Origin of the sequence: Actinomadura sp. DC4 (assembly GCF_030406325.1) — a bacterium.
Taxonomy (GTDB): Bacteria; Actinomycetota; Actinomycetes; order Streptosporangiales; family Streptosporangiaceae; genus Actinoallomurus.
On record NZ_JAUEQY010000009.1, the window covers coordinates 11,752 to 30,151 of the forward strand.

Annotated in this window: 11 protein-coding genes; 9 read left to right on the top strand and 2 right to left on the bottom strand. The window is 73.6% G+C overall.

Going from position 1 to position 18,400, the window contains the following annotated elements; all coding sequences use genetic code 11:
- Positions 1-18: 18 nt before the first annotated feature.
- The 9 genes from QWU11_RS16510 (at position 19) to QWU11_RS16550 (ending at position 14,833) form a co-directional block, all read left to right on the top strand.
- Entirely contained in the window at positions 19-423 is a 405-nt protein-coding gene (locus QWU11_RS16510) for a DUF6313 family protein (RefSeq protein WP_290109170.1), read from the top strand.
- Positions 416-742 (top strand): hypothetical protein, encoded by a 327-nt coding sequence (locus QWU11_RS16515; protein WP_290109171.1) that lies wholly within the window; start codon positions 416-418, stop codon positions 740-742. Before QWU11_RS16510 ends, QWU11_RS16515 begins: the two co-directional genes overlap by 8 nt.
- Positions 708-1,607, top strand: a complete 900-nt coding sequence (locus QWU11_RS16520; RefSeq protein WP_290109172.1) for a hypothetical protein — start codon at positions 708-710, stop codon at positions 1,605-1,607. The genes QWU11_RS16515 and QWU11_RS16520 overlap by 35 nt, the downstream gene beginning before the upstream one ends.
- Before the next feature lie 166 nt (positions 1,608-1,773).
- On the top strand, positions 1,774-4,821 hold the full coding sequence (locus tag QWU11_RS16525) for an AMP-binding protein (RefSeq protein WP_290109173.1): 3,048 nt from the start codon (positions 1,774-1,776) through the stop codon (positions 4,819-4,821).
- The gene (locus QWU11_RS16530) at positions 4,818-7,883 is read left to right on the top strand and encodes an amino acid adenylation domain-containing protein (protein ID WP_290109174.1); all 3,066 of its coding nucleotides are present in this window, start codon (positions 4,818-4,820) and stop codon (positions 7,881-7,883) included. The genes QWU11_RS16525 and QWU11_RS16530 overlap by 4 nt, the downstream gene beginning before the upstream one ends.
- A 25-nt stretch (positions 7,884-7,908) precedes the next feature.
- The gene (locus QWU11_RS16535) at positions 7,909-11,778 is read left to right on the top strand and encodes an MFS transporter (RefSeq protein WP_290109175.1); all 3,870 of its coding nucleotides are present in this window, start codon (positions 7,909-7,911) and stop codon (positions 11,776-11,778) included.
- Positions 11,775-13,166 carry a trehalose-6-phosphate synthase gene (locus QWU11_RS16540; protein WP_290109176.1) on the top strand — a complete coding sequence of 464 codons (1,392 nt, stop codon included), beginning with the start codon at positions 11,775-11,777 and terminating at the stop codon, positions 13,164-13,166. Before QWU11_RS16535 ends, QWU11_RS16540 begins: the two co-directional genes overlap by 4 nt.
- Positions 13,163-14,152: a hypothetical protein gene (locus tag QWU11_RS16545; protein WP_290109177.1), complete on the top strand. Its 990-nt coding sequence runs from the start codon at positions 13,163-13,165 to the stop codon at positions 14,150-14,152. Before QWU11_RS16540 ends, QWU11_RS16545 begins: the two co-directional genes overlap by 4 nt.
- A gap of 9 nt (positions 14,153-14,161) precedes the next feature.
- Positions 14,162-14,833: a histidine phosphatase family protein gene (locus QWU11_RS16550; protein ID WP_290109178.1), complete on the top strand. Its 672-nt coding sequence runs from the start codon at positions 14,162-14,164 to the stop codon at positions 14,831-14,833.
- A 3-nt stretch (positions 14,834-14,836) separates the two neighbouring features.
- On the opposite strand, the gene QWU11_RS16555 is transcribed toward QWU11_RS16550, so the two are convergent.
- Both QWU11_RS16555 and QWU11_RS16560 read right to left on the bottom strand, forming a co-directional pair.
- Positions 14,837-16,435, bottom strand: a complete 1,599-nt coding sequence (locus QWU11_RS16555) for a CehA/McbA family metallohydrolase (RefSeq protein WP_290109179.1) — start codon at positions 16,433-16,435, stop codon at positions 14,837-14,839.
- An 89-nt stretch (positions 16,436-16,524) separates the two neighbouring features.
- Positions 16,525-18,216 carry a proline--tRNA ligase gene (locus QWU11_RS16560; protein WP_290109180.1) on the bottom strand — a complete coding sequence of 564 codons (1,692 nt, stop codon included), beginning with the start codon at positions 18,214-18,216 and terminating at the stop codon, positions 16,525-16,527.
- Positions 18,217-18,400: the final 184 nt, after the last annotated feature.

Genomic DNA, 18,400 nt, shown 5'->3' on the forward strand with positions numbered 1-18,400 from the left:
CGCGACTATCATGCCGCCATGGCGGCACCGCCCGAGGGCTCGGCAGACGGCGTCGACCTGCCGCCTCCTCCGCGCGAGCCCTACCGCCATTCCCTCCGCCGCTGGCGTCTTTCGCTGGAGCGTTATCACGGGCTCCGCTACTGGGCGCTCACCCGCGGCCTGCCGCTTCTCATGACCTACGTCGGGCTGTTCGTGGCCAGCGGTTTCGCGATCGGCTGGCGGCGCGCCTATGACGTGAGCATCGGGATCACCTCGCCCGCCGGCTCGCGCGTTCCCGTGCTCGCCTGGTTCCTTTCGGTCGCCGGGTGGCTGCTCGTACCGGCCGTGGTCGGCGGCATCGCCGGATACGTCGTCAGCGACGCCATCACGTCGCGGCGCACCGGGTCGGCCGAGGAGATCTTCACTCGAGACGACGATGAGTGACCGCATCCCGCCCCTGCGGGAGCTGTGCTTCACCCGTAACGGCCATCGCGTGCCGCCGGGCTTCGCCGTGAGCTACGTCCGGGCGCACGGCAGTGAATGGCTGGTCGCCGAAGAGCACTGGGAGCGCCTCGTCGCGCAGGTCCTGCGGACCAAGGACGTGGGCCGGCGCGCGTCGCCGGGCGAGGCGATGCGGGCTGCGGTGACGATCGCGAGCACGCTGCTGTCCGACCCGCTGTTGCGACGTCGTTGCCCGTACTGCCCGTCCCAGGTGAGAGGAGGTGCCCATGGGCGAGAGCCGGCCGGAGCCGAACAGCCTTGAGTCGCTCGTCGGCGACCTGCTGGCCGCCGCGAACCCCGAGCGCGACGCCGCCTGGGTGCACGAGCACGCCGGCCCGCTGGCCGCCTCCGCGCTCGACGCCGCGGACGAGGCTGGCGCACCGGAGCCCCCGGCCGCGCCGCCCTTCGACCGTGCGCTCCGCGAGGCGCTCGCCGAGGTTCGGCTGTCGGCCGAGACGCCGCGGGCGCACGTCCTCACCGGCGACCTCGACCTGGCACTCGTCGCGGCCAGGACCGCGCCGGACGGCCGGTACGCGATCGAGCTCACGGCCGCACACCTCGACTCCGAGGTCGTGGTGCCGGCCGGGATCTGGCTGGTCCTGCGGGCCGACGGCGGCACGCGCGCCCTCCGCCACCTCGCCGGGCTCGACGAGGCCGGGCGCGCGGAGTTCACCGGCGTCCCGGAGGGCGACTGGGCGTTCGACCTCCTCGTGCTCTCCGGCACGGCCCGCGACGACGCGATCCCGCTGCCCGTCGTACGCGCCGCCCCGGGCGCGATCGCGGCTGCGGGCGGGGCGTACGCGGTGGCGCTGCCCGGCGGGATCGTCCTGCTGCTGAGCGAGCCCAAGGGCACGGCCCCGTACGTGCTGGAGGTCCTCGCGCCGGGCGGCCGGATGAAGGTCTTCCAGGTGCACTACTGGGGCACGGACGGCCGCCCGCACACGCTGTTCGTGCCCGGCGCGCACCGGTCGCGGCTGCGCATGCGCGACTTCGCCCCGTCCGGTCCCTGGTGGCTCGCCGACGCCACGGGCGAGATCGGCCCGGCCGACACGGAACGGGTCCAGGCCTCCGTCGAGGCCGCCGACAACAGGGTGACCACCCTGGCCTGGCGCGCTCTCCTCGGCTAGTCGGCCCGCGCGCAGAACCTCCCATACCGGTAGAAGTCCATCGGTTGACTTTTAGATAACGCGTATGCATAACATGCATGCGCACTGGTGGTCACCGTCTCGCATTCCGTGACCCCTGCGTGCGGAGGAGACGGGAGGCTGATCGCCTTGGTTGAACGGTGCCCACGTGCCTGAGCCGCCAAGCCTCGTGCGAGCGGCCGAGCCCACGACCGTCCCGGCGTTGCTGCGGGCGCGTGCCGAGGCCGAGCCCGGCCGCGTCGCCCTGCGGCTCGCCGGCGGCGGGACCCTGACCTACGGAGACTGGGACCGGCGCTCGGACGCCGTCGCCCGCGGCGTACGCGAGCGCGGGCTGCGCCCCGGCGATCCCGCCGGACTCGTCTTCGGCCCCGAGAGCCACCTCGACTTCGCGGTCGCCTACTGTGGCGTGCAGAAGGCGGGCGGCGTCGCCGTACCGCTCGGCGCGCACCTCGGGCCGCACGCGATCGCCGGCCTCCTGCGCCAGTGCGAGGTCGCGGGCACGGTGCACGACGGGTCCGCGCCGCAGACCCCCGGATGGTCGACCACCACCGCCGAGGCCGAGCCTGCTCTCGGGGCCGAAGACCTGCTCGGCCTCGGCGTACGGCCGGCGGACCCGGCCCAGATCCTCTACACCTCCGGGACGACCGGCCGGCCCAAGGGCGTCACCGCCACCCACGCGAACCTCACGTACGGCCTCGACCCGGCGCCCCGGCCCCGGCCGCTCGCGCACTCCGAGCACTGCCTGCACGCGTTCGCGCTCGGCTCCAACGCCGCCCAGACGATGCTGGTCAACGCGCTCGTGGCCCGGCCTGCGACGGTGATCGCGCCGGGCTTCGACGCGGAGGAGTTCGGCGCGCTGATCGAGCGCCACCGCGTGGGCAGCGTCTTCGTCGTCCCGTCGATGGCCATCGAGCTGGTCAACCGCCGGATCCCGCAGCGGTTCGACCTGTCGAGCGTGCTGCTGTTCGGCTCCACCGCCGCCGCGCTGCCGCCCGCGGTGGCGCTCGCCCTGTCGGAGGCGCTGCCCGGCGCGACACTGACCAACAGCTACACCTCCACCGAGGCGGCCCCGGCGCAGATCACCATGGTCTTCGACCCCGAGCGGCCCGGTGCCCTCGGCCGGCCCGCGCGGCCCGGCGACATCCGGATCACCGGTGAGGACGGCCGGCCAGTGCCGCGCGAGTGCACCGGCGCGGTCTGGCTCCGCTCGTACGCGCCGCCGCGCGGCTACCACGGGCAGGCGGCGGACGGCGTGTTCGCCGGCGGCTGGGTGGCCATGGGCGACCTCGGCTACCAGGACGCCGACGGTTACCTGCACCTCGTCGACCGGGCCGACGACGTCGTCAAGTCCGGGGCGCTCGCGGTCTCCACGCTCCGCGTCGAGGCGGCGCTGCACGAGCACCCGGCCGTCGCCGAGGCCGCCGTCGTCGGCGTCCCGCACCCGGTGCTCGGCCAGGCGCTCGCCGCCGCCGTCGTCCCCGCGGGCGAGATCGGCGACCTGCGCGCCTTCCTGGCCGAGCGGCTCGGCCGCCACGAGATGCCCGCCCACATCCGCAGCGTCGACGCGCTCCCGTACAACGCGGCCGGAAAGGTGGTCAAGGGCGAGCTGCGCGCGGTCCTCGCCCTGGGCGAACGCCGCAACGGACCGGCGCCCGCGTCGGCGACCGAGACCGCGCTCGCCCGGCTGTGGGGCCGCCTCCTCGGGACCGCTGGCGTCGGCGCGAGCGACGAGTTCTTCGCCCTCGGCGGCGACTCGATGCGCGCCGCGCAGCTCGCCACGCTCGCCGGCGAGGAGTTCGGCGTCGACGTTCCCGCGGCGCTCGTCTTCGACCACCCCGACCTGGCCGGCCAGGCGGCCTGGATCGACGCGGCCGGCCGCGCCGCGCGGCGGCCGGCCGACGGCGGGTCCGACGAGCACGCGGTCGGCTCCCTGCAGGAGCACCTGCTCACCTGGATGCACGAGCTCGACCCGCCGCGCGACGTCGGCCCGATGCACGTCGCCGTGCGCGTCCACGAGGAGGTCGACCCCGCCCTCCTGGCCGCCGCCCTCGACGCGCTGGTCCGCCGGCACGACGGCCTGCGCACGCGATTCGCGCGCGGGCCGGCCGGCTGGACCGCCACCGTACGGGAGAAGCCGCCGCCCGAGCTGGTCACGCGCGACGCCGTCGGCGCGACGGAGGAGGAGCGGCAGCGCGACGCCGCCGGGCTCGTCGCCGCCGAGGTGGCGCGGCCGTTCGACTGGCGGCGCGGTCCTCTCGTCCGCGCGGTCCTGGTCCGGGTCGGTCCCGAGGAGTACCTCGCCGCCCTCGTCATCCACCACCTCGTCGTGGACGGCTGGTCGATGGGCATCCTGCTGCGCGAGCTCGGCCTGCTGTACTCCGCGCTGCGCACCGGGCACCGGCCCTCGCTGCCGCCCGCGACGCAGAGCGCCGACGTGGTCGCGTGGAACCGACGGCAGTGGCCGCGTACGCGCCCGCTGTGGCGGCGTGCCCTCGACGGCGCGCCGGCGGCCGTCGAGTACTTCCCCGGCCGCCGCCTCGCCCGTACCTACCAGGCCGCGTCGCAGCGGTTTCTGTTCGAGCCCGACCTGGCCGCGGGCCTGCGCGCCGTCGCGGAACGGCACCGGACGAGCGCGTTCACGCTGGTCGCCGCGTGCTGGCTCGCCGTGCTGGCGCGGCACACCGGGGCGAGCGAGTTCGTCGCCCTGACCCCGGTCACCGGCCGGGCCCGGCCGGAGTTCGAGAGCGCGGTCGGCTGCCTGGCCCAGTCGCTGCTCGTCCGGGTCCCGGTCGGCGACGACCCGCCGCTGGGCGTCCTGGTGGAGCGCGTACGCGACGGGCTGCTCGCCGCGACCGACCGCCAGGCGTACCCGTTCGCCGAGTTTGGTGCGGCCGTCCCGTTCCCGGTGGAGATCCCGTTCAGCCGGTGGCCGGGCGAGCCGCACTTTCCCGGGCTGATCTCCGAGGCGTTCGCGCTGCCGCACGGCCTCGTGTGGAGCTGGCCGCTGCCCGGCGAGGACCGCGGCGTGCCGAAGCTGGAGCTGGCCGAGCTGCCCGGCGGCCGGATCGAAGGACGGCTGACCTACAACCGGCACGCCTTCGTCGAGGACACCGTCGGGCATCTCGCCGACGACCTGAAAGAGACGGTCGCACGCGCCGTGACCGGCGCTCCGACACCGGCAGGGAGTAACCGATGACCGCACCCGTACCGATGTCACCCGAACAGGCCGGCGTCTGGTTCACCGAGGAACTGGGCCAGGCCGGCACCGCCTACCATCTCCCGCTCACGGTGGGCTTCGACGGCGCGCTGGACACCGGCGCGCTGCGGACCGCGTGCGCGACCGTGGTGAGCCGCCACCCGGTGCTCGCCACCGCCGTGCACGTGGCGGACGGCGTGCCCTACCTCGTGCCCGTCCCGGCGCCGGAGCTGGACCTGATCGACCTGTCCGGGCTGCCCGAGGACGGCCGCGCCGACGCGGCGGGACGGCACGTGGAGGAGGAGACCGTACGGCCGTTCGTACGGGACAAGGGACCGCTGTGCCGGTTCACCCTCGTGACCCTGGACGCGGCGCGGCACGTGCTCGTCGTGGTCGCCCACCACCTGGTGTTCGACGGCGGATCCAAGGACGTCTTCGTGGCCGAGCTCGCGGAGGGCTACCGCGCGGCGATCGCGGGCACGGCCCGGCCGCCGCTGCCCGCGCCGTCGCCGGCCGCGCGCCGCCGCCCGCCCGAGGAGGAGGCCGCCGCGCGGGAGTTCTGGGCCCGGCGGTGGACGCCGCCGGCCGAGGTCACGCTGCCCGGGGACACCGCCGGCGCGCGGCCCGTGGTGGCCGAGGTCGGCATCGACGCCACACTGTCACGCGCGGTCGGCGTGACCGCCGAGCGGCTCGGCGTCACCCGCTTCGAACTCCTCCTCGCCGCGCTGCGGGCGCTCCTCATGCGCTACGGCAACGACCCGGTGACGGTCGCGGTCGACCTCGGCACCCGTACCGAGGAGACGCGGGGCCGGATCGGCATGTACGTCAACCAGCTCCCGGTCGGCGGAAGCCCGGAACCGTACGCCGACTTCTCCGACTTCGCCCGCGCCACCCGCGGTGAGCTGCGCGAGCTCTACCCGATCCGCCGCGTGCCGCTCAGCCACGTCGCCGCCGGAGTGCCCGCCGGCCTGTCGCTCGCCCCGGTCTCGGTCAGCTACCGGCGGCGCGCCGAGGCCCCGGTCTGGCCCGAGGGGCTGAGCGCGCGGGTCGGCTGGAACCGCTTCAACCATGCCGCGCGCGGGGCGCTGCACCTGCAGATCGTGGACGCGCCGGACGGCACGGCGGCCACGCTCGCCGGCCGCTCCGAGGCCGTCACGCGGATCGCCGGCCACCTGCGCACGCTGCTGTCCGACGTCACGCGGGACCCGGACCGGCCCCTGGACGAGCTCGCGCTCATGACGGAGGAGGAGCGGCGGCAGGTGGTCGAGGAGTGGAACGACACCGCGCGCCCCTTCCCGGACGCGACCACGGTCGACCGGATGATCGCGGCCCAGGTACGGGCCACCCCGGACGCGACGGCCGTCGAGGCCGGCGGCGAGCGGCTCACCTATGCCGAGCTGAACGCGGCCGCCAACCGCCTGGCGCACCTGCTGCGCGAGGAGGGCGTACGGCCGGGCGGGGTGGTCGGCGTCTTCGCCCGCCGGTCGGCCGACCTCGTCGTCGGGCTCCTGGCCGTGCTCAAGGCCGGCGCCGCGTACCTGCCGCTGGACCCGGACCAGCCCGACGACCGGCTGGCGTTCATGCTCGCCGACGCCGGAGCCGAGCTCACGCTCACCGCCAGCCTCCTCGCGCCCCGGCTCCCGGCCGGCGTACGGGCCGTGCTGCTGGAGCAGGCCGCCGGGGAGCAGCCCGCCGAGGATCCCGAGCCCCTGGCCGGCCCGGACGACCCCGCGTACCTCATCTACACCTCCGGCTCGACCGGCGCGCCGAAGGGCGTGCTGAACAGCCACCGGGGGCTCTGCAACCGGCTCGACTGGATGCAGCGGGAGTTCGCGCTCGGCGCCGACGACGCCGTGTTGCAGAAGACGCCGATCGGCTTCGACGTGTCGGTCTGGGAGTTCTTCTGGCCGCTGATGACCGGCGCCCGCCTCGTCATGGCGAGCCCGGGCGGGCACCGCGACCCGGGCTACCTGCGCCAGGTCATCGTCGAACGGGCGATCACGACCGTGCACTTCGTGCCCTCGATGCTCGGCGTCTTCCTGGAGGAACCGGACGTCTCGTCCTGCGTCAGCCTCCGCCGTACGATCTGCAGCGGCGAGGAGCTCACGCCCGCGCTGGCCGCCGAGTTCCTGCGGCGCATGCCCGGTGAGCTGCACAACCTGTACGGCCCGACCGAGGCCGCCATCGACGTCAGCTCCTGGCACTGCGAGCCCGGACAGGTCGTCGGCCGGACACGGCTGCCCATCGGCCGCCCGATCCAGAACATGCGGCTGTACGTCGTCGACCGGCAGGGCAACCCGGTGCCGGCCGGCATCCCCGGCGAGCTGCTGATCGGCGGGCCCGGCGTGGCACTGGGCTACCTGGGCCGGGAGGAGCTGACCGCCGAGCGGTTCGTCCCCGACCGGTTCGTGCCCGGGGGACGGCTCTACCGCACCGGCGACTTCGCCCGGTGGCGCGTGGACGGCGACCTGGACTACCTCGGGCGCATGGACCGGCAGGTCAAGCTGCGCGGCAACCGCATCGAGCCGGGGGAGGTCGAGGCCGCGATCCGGGCGCACCCCGGCGTCGCCCAGACGGCCGTGGTCGTCGCCGGCACGGGCGGCGACCGGCGGCTCGTCGCGTACGTGGTGCCCGCCGCGGACCCCGCCGACGCGGCCTCGCTGCGCGCGCACCTGACCACGCGGCTGCCCGACTACATGATCCCCGCCGCGTTCGTCGTGCTGGACGACCTGCCGCTGACCCCCAACGGCAAGCTCGACCACGCCGCGCTGGCCGCGCGGCCCCTGCCCCGCGTCGCCGCGTCCGCGGTGTCCGCGGCGGACGCCGTCACGGGCGACGGCCGGCTGCTGGAGGACGTCCGCGCGATCTGGTCGGAGGTGCTGGGCGCGGAGCGGATCGGCCTGGACGACGACCTGTTCGACCTCGGCGGCCACTCGCTGACCATCACCCAGATCGCCGCCCGCATGCGCCGCCGGCTGCGCCTCGACCTTCCGCTGCAGGTGTTCTACGACACCCCCACGGTCCGGGGCGTGGTGGCGGCGGCCGGCCAGAGCGACCGCTGACCCACCGACGACGTCAGGAGACGACATGACGGCCGGGATGCTGCCGGACTTGCCGATCATCGTTCCGCGTTCCCCGGACGAGGCGGACCTGCCGCTGTCCTGGGGCCAGGAGCGGCTGTGGTTCCTGCACCAGCTCGACCCGGCCGACACCGCGTACCACGTCTTCGTCGCGCGGCGCCTCCGCGGCCCGCTCGCCCCGGACCGGCTCGCCCGCGCGCTGTCGGACCTGGTCGCCCGGCACGAGTGCCTCCGCACCAGGTTCCCGACCGCGGACGGCGTCCCGTTGCAGGTCGTCGACCCGCCCGAGCCGGTGCCGCTGGTCGTCGCGCTCCTGGAGGACGAGGACGGCGAGGAGCGCGCCCGCGAGCTGTTCGTCCAGCGGATCGAGGCGCCGTTCGACCTCGACGCGGGGCCGCTGCTGCGGGCCACGCTCGTACGGCGGAGCGAGGACGAGCACCTGTTGTGCCTGGTCGTCCACCACATCGTGGCCGACGGCTGGTCACTCGGGCTGATGTGCGACGAGCTCGGCGCGCTGTACCGGGAGACGGACGTGCCGCCGCTGCCCATCCAGTACGCCGACTACGCCCTGTGGCAGCGCCGCGAGCCCGGCGAGGGCGCGCCGCGGCGGCTCGACTACTGGCTCGGGCAGCTCACCGGAGTGCCGCCTCTCGAACTGCGCGGCAGCCGCGACCGCCCGCCCGTGCGCACCTCGCGCGGCGCCACCGTACGGCAGCCGCTGCCGGCCGCGCTGTGCGCGGAGGTCACGCGGTTCGCGCGGGCGCAGCGCGCGACGCTTTTCATGACCATGCTCACGGCCTACCAGGCGATACTGGCGCGCCACAGCGGCCTGGACGACGTCTGCGTCGGCACGCCCGTCTCGGTACGCGACGAGGTCGAGCTGGAGCCCCTCATCGGCCTGTTCGTCAACACGCTCGCGTTGCGCGGCGACCTGTCCGGGGACCCGACCTTCCGCGACCTGGTGTCCCGCACCCGTGCCACCGCGCTGGAGGCGTACGCGAACGCGGACGTGCCCTTCGACCGGCTCGTGACCGAGCTGGACCTGCCCCGCGACCTGAGCCGTACGCCTGTGTTCCAGGCGATGTTCCGGCTCGACCCCGGCGGCGTGGCCGAGCTGCGGCTCGACGGCCTGGAGGTCACCCCGTTCGAGGTCGGCCACCGTACGGCACAGGTCGACCTGACGCTGGAGGTGACCTGGGGCGAGGGCGACGCGTGCGCGGAGTTCGTCTACAACGCCGACCTGTTCGAGGCCGCCACCGTCGAGGCGCTGGCCCGTGACCTGGTCGAGGTGCTCACCGTCGGCTGCGCCGTACCGGACACCCGCCTGTCCGAGCTCGGCGTCCTCGAACCGACTCCGCGCCGCCACCCGGTGCGGCCCCGGCCGCCGGCGCCGGTCTCGCCGGCCCCCGACCCGGAGGACCCTGAGGGCCCGGTCGAGACCGCGCTCGCCGAGATCTGGCGTGAGGCCCTCGGCGTGGCACGGGTCGGCGCCACCGACGACTTCTTCGACCTGGGCGGCCACTCGCTGCTCGCCGCGCGGGTCGTCGCACGCCAGCGTGGCGTCCTGCCGGCGGACGCGCGTCCGCTCAGCGTCATGGACCTGTTCCAGCACCGGACCGTACGGCGGCTCGCCCAGCTCGCCACCGGCACCGGCGAGGCCGTACGGCAGGAGGGTCTGCTGCACGAGCTGACCCCGTCCGGCCGCCGCAGCATGTCGCTCGTCTGCGTCCCGTACGGCGGCGGCAGCGCGATCGTCTACAAGCCGCTCGCGGACGCGGTCGGCCCGGACTGCTCGCTGTACTCCGTCGCCATCCCCGGTCACGACCTGGGCCGGCTGGAGGAGACGCGGCCGCTGGAGGAGATCGCCGCCGCGTGCGTGGCCGAGATCCGGGAGCGCGTCACCGGGCCGGTCGTGCTCTACGGGCACTGCGGCGTCGGCGGCGCGCTCGCCGTGGAGATCGCGCTGCGGCTCCAGGAGGCCGGCCGCGAACCGGCGGCGCTCTACCTGGGCGCCACCTACCCCTTCGCCCGCCCGAGCGGCCGGCTGCTGGACCGGCTCATCCGGATCGCCGGCCGCGAGGGGCTGCGCAGCGACCGGGTCACGGCGAACTGGCTGACCTCGATGGGCGCGGACCTCGAAGGCCTGGACGCCGACCAGGTGGCGTTCATCGTCCGCAACATCCGCCACGACGGCGAGGCCGCCGAGGCCTATTACGGAGAGCGGCCGCGCGCCCGGCTGCGCTGCCCGGTGATCTCGGTCGTCGGCGAGCGCGACCCGGTGACGGAGTTCGCCGAGGAGCGCTACCGCGAGTGGCACTTCCTGTCCGACCGTACGGCCCTGGTGGTGCTGCCGGAGGCCGGGCACTTCTTCCTCAAGCACCGGGCCGGCGAGCTCGCCGAGATCATCACCGGCACGCATCCCGCGCTGGCCGGCGGGACGCTGCGGCCGAGCACCGGGTCGCGGTCGCGCTGGTGGGTCGGCGGGGTGTCCTCGGCGCCGGAGGAGGCGTCGGCGGAGGTCCAGCCGAGCATGGCGCGGTTCCTGACCGTCTCGGTCGGCCAGCTCGTCTCCATCGCCGGGTCCGCGGTGACGGAGTTCGCCCTTCCGCTGTGGACCTATCTCAAGGTCGGCTCGCTCACCCAGTACGCCATCCTGTCCGTCCTGGCGATCATGCCGGGCGTCCTGGCCGCGCCGCTCGCCGGCGCGGTCGTCGACCGGTGCCGGCGCAGGCGGGTCATGCTGGCCGGCGACGCGCTGTCCGGCGCCGCCGTCGGCACCGTCGCCCTGCTGTACGCGACCGGCTCACTGCGCCTCGGATTCGTGTACGCCCTGGTCGCGTGGCTGTCGGTGGCCCTGACCTTCCAGCGGCTCGCCTACGCCTCGGCGGTCCCGCAGCTCGTGCCCAAGCGTTATCTGGGGCATGCCAACGGCGTGGTCGAGATGTTCAACGGCATCGCGCAGTTCGCCGCCCCGCTGGTCGCGGTCGGGCTGATGGCGGCCGTCGGCCTGGGCGGGATCCTCACGATGGACCTGGTGAGCTTCGCCGTCGCGGTCGCCGTGGTGCTGGCCGTGCGCTTCCCGGCCGCGATGGCCCTGCGGCGGCGCGAACCGCTCGGCGCGGAGATCCTCGGCGGGCTGCGCTACTCGCTGGAGCGGCCGGGGTTCCGCGCCATGCTCGGCTACTTCGCCGTCCAGACGCTGTTCCTGTCCGCGATGCTGGTCGCGGTCTCCCCGCTCGTGCTGTCGTTCGCCGGTCTGTCCTCGGTCGGGCCGGTCATCGTCCTCGGCGGCGCGGGTGCCGCGCTCGGCGGCCTGACCATGGTCATCTGGGGCGGTCCCGTACGCCGCCGGATGCGCGCGGTCGTGCTCGGCACGGCGGTCCAGGGCGGCTTCGGCGTCCTCACCGGGCTGCGCCCCTCCCTGGTCCTCATCGCCGCCGGCCTGGCCGGGATGCTGTACTGCCTGGCGATCGTGCGCGGCACGTACGCCACGATCGTGCAGACCAAGGTGCCGCAGCGGCTGCAGGGCCGGGTCTTCGCGGTCAACCAGGTGATCTCCTGGTCGACCATCCCGCTCGGGTTCGCCGTGCTGGCCCCGCTGTGGGCCCACGTGTTCGGGGCGATGCTCACGCCGGACGGCCGGCTGGCCGGCACCGTCGGCGCGGTGATCGGCACCGGCCCCGGGCGGGGCATCGGCCTCATGTACGTCGCGTTCGGCCTGGTGATGGCGGTGACGAGCCTCCTCGCCGCCCGCTACGGCCGCGTGTCCCGCTTCGACGACGAGGTGCCGGACGCGATCGCCGACGACCTCGTCGGCCTCAACGAGCATCGATCACGCCGCGAGTCCGGCGCCGACCTAAGGATGGGCAACGCATGAAACTGGTCATTTGCAGCAACAGTGCCCCCCGATGGCAGGAGGGAGTGGGGCTGATGCCCCGCTCGCCCGGCGGGCTGGTACCCCTGCTGGTCACGTTGCTCGGCGAACACGGCGGCGACTGGATCTGCACGGCGCCCGGCGGAGCCCCTCCGGGCTCGGAGGCGGTCGAGGTGACCACGCTGCCGGACGGCGTGACGCTGCACCAGGTGCGCCAGTCCAAGGCGGTGCTCGAACAGCACTACACCGAGATCGGCATCCGGCTGATGCTGTGGCTGTTCCACTACCTGTTCGACACCGCGCGCGAGCCGCTGTTCGACCGGAAGTTCGCGGACGCGTGGACCGGCTATGAGACCGTGAACCGGGCGTACGCGGACCGGCTGGCGAAGCTGATGACGAACGCACCGGACGAGCTCGTGTTGATCAACGATTACCACCTGTTCCTGGTCCCGGAGATGCTGGGCGCGCGGGCCGGGGGACGGCTCGCGTTCTTCCACGGGCTGCCGTGGTGTGACCCGGACTACTTCGGCCTGCTGCCCGCGCGCATCCGCGACCGGATCCTGACCAGCCTGCTGCGCTGCGACATCGTCGGCTTCCACTCCACCCGCTGGGCGGAGGCGTTCCTGGCCTGCTGCGCGCGTTTCCTGCCGGGCTGTTCGGCCTCGGACGGGCGGGTCGTCTTCGAGGGGCACGAGACGCGGGTCTCGGTCGCCCCGTTCCCGCTCGACGTGGACGCGGTGGACCGCCTGCGCGGCTCGTCCGACACCGCGCTGTGGGAGAAGCACCTGCAGGGGCTCGGCGAGGGCCGGCGGATGATCGCCCGTGCCGACCGCATCGACCTGTGGAAGAACCTGCCGCGCGGCTTCGCTGCGTACGAGAGCGTGCTGGAGCGCAAGCCGGGGCTGGCCGACGAGTGGTGGTTCTGCGCGGTGGCCACTCCGCCGAGCCGTACCACCGAGCGCAGCCGTGACCTGCAGCGCAAGTGCGAGAAGATGGTGGCGCGGATCAACGAGAGGTTCGGGCTGCCGACCCGCCCGGCCGTCTCGCTCGTCTATCCCGACCTGGCCACCACCCGCAACTGCGTGGTCGCCGCGCTGAGCTCCGCCGACCTCACGCTCGTCAACCCGACCCTGGACGGGATGAACCTCGTCGCCAAGGAAGCGCTCTACCTCGGAGAACACGCGCCGCTGCTGCTCTCGGTGAACGCCGGGGCGTACGAGGAACTGGCCGGCCACGTGACGCCGATCGAGCCCTTCGACGTCGAGTCCACCGCGCAGGCCCTGCTCGACGGCATGAACGGCGGCGGCGTCTCGGCCGCGCAGGCCGCGGGCCGCGATCTGCTGCGCGGCCAGACCGCCGCCGGCTGGCTGGCGAAGCTGACCGCGTCATGATCGGGATGCGCTCGTCCGACAACCTCACCGGCCACCGCCTTTCGGTGCGGCGTACGGTGCTGGAGCACCTGCGGCACCGGGGGATCATCGGCGTCGACGACCGGCGCGTGACCGGCGGCAGCCCGCTCGCGCTCGGCGTCTCCGGCATCACGGCCGACTCCGGGGGCGTCGTCGCGATCGACGGCGACCGCTGCGTCCCGTCGCACCGCACGCTGTCGGACGTGCTCGGGACGGGCGGGTACCTCGCGGACCGTATGGCCGTGGCCGCGCGGCACGAGGCGGGGTACGACCCGGTGCTGTACCACGCGATCCGTGACTTCCTGCCGCCGCGCGAGAAGGCGAGCAAACGGTGCGTGCCGGCCGGGACGCCGGAGCACGCCGCCGCCGAGAGCCGCGACCACATCTTCGCCGACCTCGTGGTCTACCAGCCGGGCACGCTGCCGGGCGGTGAGCCGTTCCGCTCGACCGGCCACTGGAACCTCCCCGGCCAGCTGGAGATCTTCCAGACGCTGACCGGGCGGGTGGCGATGCTGGTCGGCGGCTACACGCGCGACGGCCGCCCGTTCCTGTACGAGCAGGTCTGCGGGCCGGGCGACCTCATGGCCGTGCCCTTCGGCATCTGGCACGTGACGTACGTCCTCGACGGGCCGGCCGTGGTGTTCAACCTGACCACCGAGGTCGGTGACGCGGGGAGCGTGGTCGCGCATCCGGGCGAGGAGAAGTACCACCGCGCGTCGCCGATCGCCGTGACGGCCTGCCGGGACTCCGGACGGCACTCCTACGTCGGCGAGGGCCTGGACCTGTGGGGCCGTCCGCTGGGCGCGCCGCGTACGGACTGGCTGCAGTCGCTGCTGGCGCCCGGGGAGTCACTGGCCGACCTGCATCTCTACGCCTCACCGTCGCGGCTGGCCGCGTTGCAGAGGCTGGCGTGGGAGGCGTACGGGCGGTGCTGGCCGCATCACGGCGGTCTGCTGGAGCCGGCGTGACGCTGTCCCATGCCTGACGCCGCGACGATCCCGGGGATCATCGACCGGGCGATCGCCGCGGCCACCGCCTTCGGCGTGGAGCAGCGGGAGGTGGTCCTCGTACGGCACGGCCAGCCGCTTCCGGAGCCGGAGCGGCGCGAGTCGGAGCTGCTGGACCCGCCGCTGAGCGCGCTCGGCCGCCGGCAGGCCGAACGCGCGGCGCTGGCGCTGGACGGGGTGACGGCCGTTTTCTGCAGCGATCTGGCCCGCGCGGGGGAGACCGCCGCGATCGTCGGCGGGCGGCTCGGCGTGCCCGTTCGGGAGACGGCCGGGCTGCGGGAGATCACGGTGTTCCGCGGGGACCTGGGGGACGCGGCGGCGTGGACGTCGGCCGCGGCCGCGTTCGTGTCCGGAGGGCGCTGGGAGTCGTTCCTGAAGCCGGACCCGGCGTCGGAGTTTCGCCTGCGGGTCCGCCGGGCGTTCGCCGAGATCGCCTCGGACCACGCGACGGGCACGGTCGCGGTGGTGTGCCACAGCGGCGTCATCAACGCCCACCTGGCCGACACGCTGTCGCTGGACCGCGACTACTTCGTCCGCCCGGCCCACGCGTCCCTTTCCCGCGTGTGCCTGTCGTCCGGGCGCTGGGTTTTGCAGAGCGTCAACGAGACCGCCCACCTGCGCCCGGACTGGCTGACCGCGTGAACGTCAGGAGCGCTTGAGGAAGATCGGGTTGGTCAGCGCGGCCATCGGGCCCCACATCAGCGCCGGCCCCATCGTGTTGCCGTGGCCCGGGTTGCCGTCCGCCATCGGGTGGCGTACCTCCGCGCGCACGTACGCGGCGAGCGAGGTCGTGGTGCGCCACACGACGGTGCCCGTACCGGAGGCGCCGAGGGACTCCTGGTGCATCTGGCCCTCGTCCGTGATGAACCGGACGGTGCCGTTCGGCACGCCCGCGACCTCCAGCGTGACGTCGACCGGGGCGTCGGCGGGAGCGGTGAGCGTGCCGCCGATGCCGGCCTGCCGCCGGTGGCCGCTGACGCCGAAGGAGAGCTCCACCTCGGACGACTCGGCGATCCAGTTACGGCCCGCGCGGAGGCCGTCCATGATGGCGTCGGTGTCCAGGTCGTCCGCGTACACGACGTTGTGCGGGAGCCCGATCACCTGCGGAACGCTGTGGGCGTCGCTGTCGCCCATCGCGGGGAGCCAGCGCCTGCCCGTACGCACGGCCTCGCCGAGCTTGGCGTCCCACATGTCGACGGAGGACTCGTCGTCGTAGGTCCAGGGGCCGTTCCAGACCTCCACGGCGTCGGCGTCGTCGTACCCGAACTTCCACTGGCAGGCGACGTACGGGCAGTACGGGTGGGCGGGCACGACGATGCCGCCGGAGCGGTGCACCTGGCGCGCGAACCGGTCGAAGGCGTCGTCACGCGAGCGGTAGCGCCAGTCGATCCACTCTCCGGCGGTGAGGCCGAGCGCGAGCCAGTGGCCGTTCCTCGTGGTGACCTCCTCACCGGTGATGATCAGCAGGTCCGGCCCGGCGTACTCGCCCCAGACCGCGTGGGAGGAGGAGGTGTTGTGGTCGGTGGAGACCATGAAGTCGAGCCCGGCCTCGCGCGCGCCGGCGGCCACCTCTCCGGGGAGCCGCCGGCCGTCGGAGTGCACGGTGTGGAGGTGACCGTCGCCGCGGTACCAGGCACGGCCGCGGCCCTTGGCCCGCCGCGGCGGGTAGTTCGGCGTGAACGCCTCTCCCGGCGCGCCGAACGTGAGCGTGATCTTGACCTGGTAGTTCATGCCCTGGGGTGCGATCTGGTACGGGCCGAGGACGATGTTCCACGTGCCGGACTGGACCGGGCCGGGCAGGTAGCCGGGGGTGGCCTCGGTGTTGCTGATCTCGAACGCGGTGCGGAATCCGCCGGACCAGCCGCGAAAGCCCCGGCCGCCGAGCTTGGTACCGCGCTGGTCGAAGACGCCGATGTCGCAGGAGTTGCCCGGGGTGCCCGCCGGCACGGCCGGCTTGTCGTAGGTGTACTCGACGGCGATCTTCTGCACGCCCTTCGGGACCTCGACCGGGACGTAGACGAAGTCGGCCGCGCCGGTGTCGAGGTGGCCGGTGACGGTGCGGGTGACGTCTTGGGGCGTTGTCGCGGCGGACGCCCGTCCCTGGGTGAATGAGACGGGGGCGAGGGTGACCGCGGCGGCGCCGGTGGCGGCGGCCATCAGCAGCCGGCGTCGGTCGAGCCCTGCGCTCTGGCCGTCGGCCGCCGCGGGTTCGGAGTGGTGCTCGCAACGTCCTTCAGGGCACATGTCATCCTCGTGGGGTCGTTTCGTGGGGATCCCAAGGATGTTCGCCCAGTTCAGCGAACGTAAGGTGATCCCTGGGCGGACGGCTCGTCTCATGCGGATGACGTCAGCGCGTGGTCGACGACGTCTTCGAGGGCGATCTTCGCGGTCTCCCCGGTGGCCCGCACCGTCCACTCGACGGTGCCGTCGGCCAGGCCGCGTCTGCCGACGGTGACGCGGTACGGGATGCCGGACAGCTCGACGTCGCGGAACTTCACGCCGGCTCGCTCCGGGCGGTCGTCGACGATGGTCTCGATGCCGGCGGCGCGGAGCCGTTCGTAGATCGCCTCGCCCTCTCTCGCGGTCTCGTCGTCGTTGGACTGGGCGACGACGACCGCCACCTGGAAGGGCGCGACCGTTTCGGGCCAGACGATGCCGCGCTCGTCGTGGTGGGTCTCGACGATGGCGGCCATGGCGCGTTCGACGCCGATGCCGTAGCTGCCCATGATCACCGGCTTGCGGTCGCCGCCGGGGTCGAGGACGTCGATGCCCAGGGCCTCGGCGTACCGGGTGCCGAGCTTGAAGATGTGCCCGACCTCGATCGTGCGGGTTCGCCGTACGGGTTCGCCGCACCGTACGCAGGCCTCACCCGCGGCCACCTCGCGCAGGTCGGCCCAGGTGCCGACGGTGATGTCGCGGTCGACGTCGACGCCGCGGAGGTGGACGTCGTCGGTGTTGGCGCCGGTGAACATGTCGCGGCGGCCGCGCAGGGCCTCGTCGGCGATTACCGGGAGGTTCGTGACGCCGACCGCGCCGAGGCTGCCGGGGTGCGCGCCGAGGGCTTCGTGGATCTCGCCGGCCTGCGCGGGCCGTACCTCTTTTGCTCCGGTGGCGTCTTTCAGCTTCTGCTCGTTGAGGGCGTGGTCGCCGCGGAGCAGCGTCAGCGTGAGCCGGTCGCCGACGAGGTGGACGAGCGTCTTGATCTGGCGGTCGGCGGGGGCGTCGTACCCCTTGACCAGGTCCTCGATCGTACGGGCGCCGGGGGTGTCGAAGCGCTCCGCCTCTCTTTCACCGTCTTTCGTCTCCGGGAGCCGGGAGGTGGCCTTCTCGATGTTCGCGGCGTATCCGCAGGCGGGGCAGTGGACGATCACGTCCTCGCCGGCGTCGGAGGGGCACATGAACTCGGTCGAGGCCGACCCGCCCATCGTGCCGCTGGAGGCCTCGACGGGGATCGCGGGGATGCCGAGCCGCTCGAAGATCCGTACGTAGGCGTCGTGGTGGCGGGTGAAGGAGGCGTCCAGGCCCTCCTGGTCCAGGTCGAAGCTGTAGGAGTCCTTCATCGTGAACTCACGGGTGCGCAACAGGCCCGCCTTGGGGCGCGGCTCGTCCCTCAGCTTGGTCTGGAACTGGTACCAGGTCTGGGGGAGCTTCTTGTACGACCGGAGCTCTGCCGCGAGCGTCGCGAAGATCTCCTCGTGCGTCATGCCCAGGGCGAGGTCCGCGCCCCTGCGGTCCTTCAGCCGGAACATCTCCTCGCCCATGACCTCCCACCGGCCGCTGCGCTGCCAGACCTCGGCCGGGTGCATGATCGGGAGCACGAACTCCTGCGCGCCCATCCGGTCCATCTCCTGCCGGATGACGTCGATGACCTTGGTGCGCACCCGGACGGCGAGCGGCAGGAGGGAGTAGTGGCCTGCCATGAGCTGCCGGATGTATCCGGCCCGGAGCAGCAGCCGATGACTTGCCGCGTCCGCCTCGGCCGGGTCCTCCCGCAGAGTCGGAATGTGCATCTGAGACCAGCGCATCGTGTTCGGGCCTTCGTTCTCGGAGGTGTACCGCCGGCGCCAAAGCCTATTCCGTTGGTCCAGACCGCTCGTCTGGGTCTAGGGCGATCGTCGCGGGCGTGGCCGGGCTTATGGCCGATGCGGTGCGGACGCCGCTTTCCTAGGGTCGGCTCATGGCATTCAGCCCGGTCGACTACATCTATGC